Origin of the sequence: Paraburkholderia sp. CNPSo 3272, assembly GCF_024206495.1 — a bacterium.
Taxonomy (GTDB): Bacteria; Pseudomonadota; Gammaproteobacteria; order Burkholderiales; family Burkholderiaceae; genus Paraburkholderia.
The window spans coordinates 38,990-44,989 of record NZ_JAMBPQ010000051.1; the positions used below are offsets into that span (position 1 = coordinate 38,990).

A 6,000-nucleotide genomic window follows, 5' to 3' on the forward strand; every position below is an offset into this window, starting at 1 on the left:
TTTGATTGTTCAGCGTTCGGGGGCATTACTACACTGGCTGTACACCATTCAGCTAGCAGGAGTGCCCATGAATACCGATGCCCGCCCGCAGGTGGCCTTGCCGACGCGGCTGCGCAATTTCATCGACGGTCAATTCGTCGACGCGGCCGAAACCTTTGCCAACCTGAGCCCGATCGACGGCCGCGAGCTGTCGCGTGTGGCCGAGGCCGATGCCGCCACGGTCGATGCCGCGGTCAAGGCCGCGCGACGCGCGCAGCAGGGGCCTTGGCGCAAGCTGAGCGCCCCGCAGCGCGCGGACTGGCTGCATCGGATAGCCGACGGGATTCAGGCGCGCTTCGACGACTTCGTGGCGGCCGAAGTGGCCGACACGGGCCGCCCGATCGCGCAGGCTCGCAGCCTCGACATCGCGCGCGGGATCGCCAATTTTCGGACCTTTGCCGACCTCGTGAAGACCGCGCATGGCGAGTTCTTCGAAACGTCGACGGCCGACGGCGAAATGCTCAACTACGTGACGCGCAAGCCGCTCGGCGTCGTCGGTGTGATTTCGCCGTGGAATCTGCCGCTCCTGCTGTTCACATGGAAGGTGGCGCCCGCACTCGCAATGGGCAATTGCGTCGTCGCGAAGCCTTCGGAAGAGACGCCGACCTCGGCGACGCTGCTGGCCGAAGTGATGCGTGACATCGGTCTGCCAGCCGGTGTTTTCAACCTGATCCACGGCCACGGCGCGAACGCAGCCGGCGAGTGGCTTACGCGCCATCCCGGCATCGACGCGATCACGTTCACGGGCGAGTCGAAGACGGGCAGCGCGATCATGAAGGCCGTCGCTGACGGCGTGAAGAACGTCTCGTTCGAACTCGGCGGCAAGAACGCGGCTGTCGTTTTCGCGGACGCCGATTTCGACGCAGCCGTAGATGGCCTGCTGCGCTCGAGCTTCACGAATGCAGGGCAGGTGTGCCTGTGCTCGGAGCGCGTGTACGTCGAGCGGCCGATCTTCGAGCGCTTCGTTGCCGCGTTGAAGGCGAAAGCCGAGACGCTCAAGGTCGGCTCGCCGTATGCGGCTGGCACGACGACTGGCCCGCTGATCTCGCAGGGACATCGCGAGAAGGTGCTTGGCTACTATCGGCTCGCGGTCGAGGAAGGCGCGACCGTGGTCACAGGTGGCGGCGTTCCGCGCTTCGGCGACGCGTGCGACAGCGGCGCGTTCGTTGAGCCGACGATCTGGACGGGGCTGCCCGATGACGCACGCTGCGTGACCGAAGAGATCTTCGGGCCGGTCTGCCATATCGCGCCGTTCGATTCTGAGGACGAGGTGATCGGTCGCGTCAACGGCAGTGCGTACGGTCTCGCAGCAAGTGTGTGGACGACGAACCTCTCACGCGCGCATCGCGTCGCACCACAGATCGAAACGGGCATCGTCTGGGTCAACGCATGGTTCGTGCGCGACCTGCGCACCCCGTTCGGCGGCGCGAAGCTCTCGGGCTTCGGGCGCGAAGGGGGGCGCCATTCGATGGACTTCTACTCAGAGTTGACCAACGTTTGCGTAAAGGTGGCGTGATGGCGACTCAGGTACAGACCCTGCAGGCGATCGCCGATGCGCTCTGGAATGCTCAGCAGCAACCGTTCGCGCCGGTGCCGCCCGTGCGGGACGCGATCGCAGCGATCGACGGCAACGCGCTCGAAAACGCATACCGCGTGCAGAGCCTCAACATGAAGCGGCAGATAGCGTCCGGCGCGCGGCTTGTCGGGCGCAAGATCGGGCTCACGTCGAAGGCCGTGCAGGCGCAGCTCGGTGTCGATCAGCCCGACTTCGGCATGCTGTTCGACCACATGGCTTACGGCGACGGCGAGGAGATTCCCTTCGCCCACACGCAGCAGCCGAAGGCCGAGGCGGAGGTCGCGCTCGTTCTCGAGCGCGACCTGCTGCACGAGCGGCACACGATCGCCGACATCCTCGGCGCAACCGCCTATGCGCTCCCGGCGATCGAAGTGGTCGGCAGCCGCATCGCGAACTGGGACATCCGTCTTTCCGACACCGTCGCCGACAACGCGTCGAGCGGGCTCTTCGTGCTCGGCAGCCGGCCCGTGAAGCTCGACGCATTCGATATCGTCGGCTGCGGGATGGTCATGGAGCGCAACGGCGACCCGGTCAGCGTCGGCGCGGGGGCGGCCTGCCTCGGCAATCCGCTCATCGCGGGGATCTGGCTCGCGGACACGATGGTCCGCGTCGGCGCGCCGCTTTGCGCCGGTGACATCGTGCTCACGGGCGCACTCGGTCCGATGGCCCCGGTCGCCCGCGGCGATGTGTTCGAGGCGCGCATTCAAGGCCTCGGCAGTGTCCGGGCTCTGTTCTCCAATCAAGCGGGATCGACATCATGAAAGACAACTATCCACTCTGCGTCGCCGTGATCGGTTCGGGCAATATCGGCACAGATCTCATGATCAAGCTGCTGCGGCATGGAAAGCATCTGAAGATGGGCGTGATGGTCGGCATCGACGCGGCGTCCGAAGGCCTTGCGCGCGCGGCGCGGCTCGGCGTGGCGACGACGGCCGAAGGCATCGATGGTCTTCTCGCCATGCCCGAATTCCGCGACGTGGCCATCGTGTTCGATGCGACCTCGGCAGGCGCGCACCGGCGCCATGCGGAACTGCTCGGCGCGCACGGCGTGACCGTGATCGACCTGACGCCGGCGGCCATTGGCCCGTTCGTGGTGCCCGTCGTGAACCTGAGCGAGCATCTCGACGCGCCCAACCTCAACATGGTGACCTGCGGCGGGCAGGCAACGATTCCAGTCGTGCGGGCCGTCTCGAAGGTGACGCCCGTCCATTACGCGGAGATCGTTGCCTCGATCTCGAGCCGCTCGGCAGGTCCCGGCACGCGCGCGAACATCGACGAGTTTACCGAGACGACCTCGCGCGCGATCGAAAGCGTCGGCGGCGCGGCGATCGGCAAAGCGATCATCGTGCTGAACCCGGCCGAGCCGCCGCTGATGATGCGCGACACCGTCTACTGCCTGGTCGACGATGCGGCCGACCGTGGCCGCATCGAAGCGTCGGTTGAAGCGATGGTGCGCGATGTCGCGGCCTACGTGCCCGGCTACCGCCTCAAGCAGGCGGTGCAGTTCGACCGCATCGCGTTCCCTGCGCAGTTCGCCCCCGGCGGCGACCGGCCCGCGCAAGGCCTGAAAGTCAGCGTGTTCCTGGAAGTTGAGGGCGCCGCGCACTATCTGCCGTCCTACGCGGGCAATCTGGACATCATGACTTCGGCCGCGATGCGGGCGGCCGAGCAGCTTGCGGCCAGCCGGCTCGCAGCGTGAAGCGAGGAATACGATGAATCCCACTGAACGGAAAATCTACGTCTCCGACGTGACGCTGCGCGACGGCATGCACGCTGTGCGCCACCAGTATTCGCTCGAGCAAGCCGTCGCGATCGCGCGCGCGCTCGACGACGCGGGCGTTGACAGCATCGAAGTTGCGCACGGCGACGGGCTCGCCGGATCGAGCTTCAACTATGGGTTCGGCGCACACACGGACCTCGAATGGATCGCCGCCGTGGCAGCGACCGTCGAGCGCGCGAAAGTCGCGACGTTGCTGTTGCCCGGCATCGGCACCCTGCACGACCTGCGCGCGGCCTACGACGCCGGCGCCCGCATCGTCCGCGTTGCGACGCATTGCACTGAGGCTGACATCTCAAAGCAGCACATCGAGTACGCGCGCGAACTCGGCATGGATACGGTCGGCTTTCTGATGATGAGCCACATGACCACGCCCGGGGACCTCGCTCTTGAAGCGAAGAAAATGGAGAGCTATGGGGCGACCTGTATCTATGTCGTGGACTCGGGCGGCGCGCTCAACATGCGCGACGTGATCGAGCGCGTTCGCGCGCTGAAGGCCGTGCTGAAACCCGAAACGCAGACCGGTATCCACGCGCATCACAATCTGTCGCTCGGTGTCGCGAACTCGATCGTCGCACTGGAGGAAGGCTGTGACCGCGTTGACGCATCGCTGACCGGAATGGGCGCTGGCGCGGGCAACGCCCCGCTCGAGGTCTTCATCGCGGCCGTGGACCGGATGAAGATGAACCACGGCTGCGACGTGAAAAAGCTGATCGACGCAGCCGAAGATATCGTGCGACCGCTGCAGGAGCGGCCCGTGCGTGTGGACCGCGAGACGCTCGCGCTCGGATACGCGGGTGTCTACTCGAGCTTTCTGCGCCACACAGAGGCGGCCGCCGCGAAGTACGGGCTCTCCGCCTTCGACATCATGGTCGAACTCGGAAGCCGCCGGATGGTCGGTGGCCAGGAGGACATGATCATCGACGTAGCGCTCGATCTTCTGAAGCAGGGGCAACCAGCCACCGAGGAGGCCCGATGAACATCGAACAGGCGGCACGACGCGTCGACGACGCGGCGCGTTATGCGAGCGCGATCGAACAGATGGGCACGAGCGAGGCATTCCAGGTTGAGGACGCCTACCGGATTCAGCGCGCTTCGATCGCTCTTCGCGAGGCGCGCGGTGAGCGGACGATCGGCATCAAGCTTGGCTTCACGAGCCGTGCGAAGATGATCCAGATGGGCGTCGACAGCCTGATCTGGGGCTGGCTGACCGATGCGATGCTTGAAGAGGAGGGCGCGCCGGTCGACCTCGCGCGCTTCATTCATCCGCGCGTGGAACCCGAGGTGTGCTTCCTGACGAAGCGCGACATCGACCGCCCGCTGACGGCGCTCGAGGCCCTTGGCCATCTTGAGGCCGTTGCGCCTGCGATGGAGATTATCGATTCGCGCTACCAGGCATTCCGCTTCACGCTCGAAGACGTAATCGCCGACAACTGCTCAAGCGCCGGGCTTGTGGTTGGTGCATGGTCGAACCGGTTCGATGTGCTGCGCAACGCGGGCGTGCTCATGCGCTTCGACGGCCGCGACGTGCAGGTCGGCTCGACCGCCGCAATTCTTGGAGATCCGCTGCGCTCGATTGTGCAGGCTTCTCGCGTCACGAGCGAAGCGGAAGTGGTGCTGCCGGCCGGCTCGCTGATCATGGCCGGTGCGGCGACCGCCGCGCAGGCCCTGAGACGCGGGTTGCACGTGCAGTGTGTGGTGAGCGGAATCGGACAAGCGGAATTCACGACGCAACACGAAGGCGGCCACGTGAACGAGACAACGCGGAACGACTAACGCAGGAGCCCAACACCATGACATTGCGAATTGACATGCATGCGCACTTCTTTCCGAAGATTTCGCGGGAGGCGGCGGCACGCCTCGACGCGCAGCACGCGCCGTGGCTTGCGATCGATGCCGACGGGGAGAGCGGCATGATCATGAGCGGTGACCAGCCGTTTCGGCCGGTCAACCGACCGTTGTGGGATACCGCAAGGCGCGTTGAGGAGATGGATGCGCTTGGCATCGACATGCAGCTGATGTGCGCCACGCCTGTGCTGTTTGGCTACGGCTACCCCGCGACGGCGGCGCTGGAGTGGGCGCAGCGCTTGAACGACTATGCGCTCGAATTGTGCGCAACCGCGCCGAACCGGCTGATGACGCTCGCGCAGGTGCCGCTGCAGGACATCGAGCTGGCCTGCGCGGAGGCGTCGAGGGCGTTTGCTGCCGGGCACCGCGGCGTTCAGATCGGCAATCACGTCGGGCCGAAGGACCTCGATGACGAGGGCCTCGTCCAGTTTCTCACGCACTGCGCGAACGAAGGCATTCCGGTGCTCGTGCATCCGTGGGACATGATGACCGACGGCCGCATGAAGCGCTGGATGCTGATATGACTCCGCGTGTCAATCGGGATCGTTTTTGCCTGTTTGAGTTGCACGCAATCTGAATTTCCTGAGGGCGGCGTAGCAGTAAATCTCGACGGTGAATCACGCTGATATCCGCGGGTTGGGTACCGCATTACAGTGGTCCGTCCGATGAGCCTGCCGCTATCTACTGACGCAAGTCGGATGAGATCCGTTGCCTAGCATCTCCGCGGGTTACTCGTATGCCGGGCTACGCCGCCTTCAGG

At 65.3% G+C, this 6,000-nt stretch carries 5 protein-coding genes and 1 pseudogene; all 6 read left to right on the forward strand.

Annotated elements, in window-relative coordinates; genetic code table 11:
• The first annotated feature begins 67 nt into the window (after positions 1 to 67).
• Positions 68 to 1,555: a 2-hydroxymuconic semialdehyde dehydrogenase gene (locus M3I53_RS34130; RefSeq protein ID WP_254320194.1), complete on the forward strand. Its 1,488-nt coding sequence runs from the start codon at positions 68 to 70 to the stop codon at positions 1,553 to 1,555.
• Positions 1,555 to 2,376: a 2-keto-4-pentenoate hydratase gene (locus M3I53_RS34135; protein WP_254320195.1), complete on the forward strand. Its 822-nt coding sequence runs from the start codon at positions 1,555 to 1,557 to the stop codon at positions 2,374 to 2,376. Before M3I53_RS34130 ends, M3I53_RS34135 begins: the two co-directional genes overlap by 1 nt.
• Positions 2,373 to 3,314 carry an acetaldehyde dehydrogenase (acetylating) gene (locus tag M3I53_RS34140; RefSeq protein ID WP_254320196.1) on the forward strand — a complete coding sequence of 314 codons (942 nt, stop codon included), beginning with the start codon at positions 2,373 to 2,375 and terminating at the stop codon, positions 3,312 to 3,314. Before M3I53_RS34135 ends, M3I53_RS34140 begins: the two co-directional genes overlap by 4 nt.
• 13 nt (positions 3,315 to 3,327) lie before the next feature.
• On the forward strand, positions 3,328 to 4,371 hold the full coding sequence (gene dmpG, locus M3I53_RS34145; protein WP_254320197.1) for a 4-hydroxy-2-oxovalerate aldolase: 1,044 nt from the start codon (positions 3,328 to 3,330) through the stop codon (positions 4,369 to 4,371).
• The gene (locus M3I53_RS34150; RefSeq protein WP_254320198.1) at positions 4,368 to 5,168 is read left to right on the forward strand and encodes a 2-keto-4-pentenoate hydratase; all 801 of its coding nucleotides are present in this window, start codon (positions 4,368 to 4,370) and stop codon (positions 5,166 to 5,168) included. Before dmpG ends, M3I53_RS34150 begins: the two co-directional genes overlap by 4 nt.
• A gap of 17 nt (positions 5,169 to 5,185) precedes the next feature.
• Positions 5,186 to 5,758: pseudogene (locus M3I53_RS34155) on the forward strand (amidohydrolase family protein); the annotation flags it as partial.
• Positions 5,759 to 6,000: the final 242 nt, after the last annotated feature.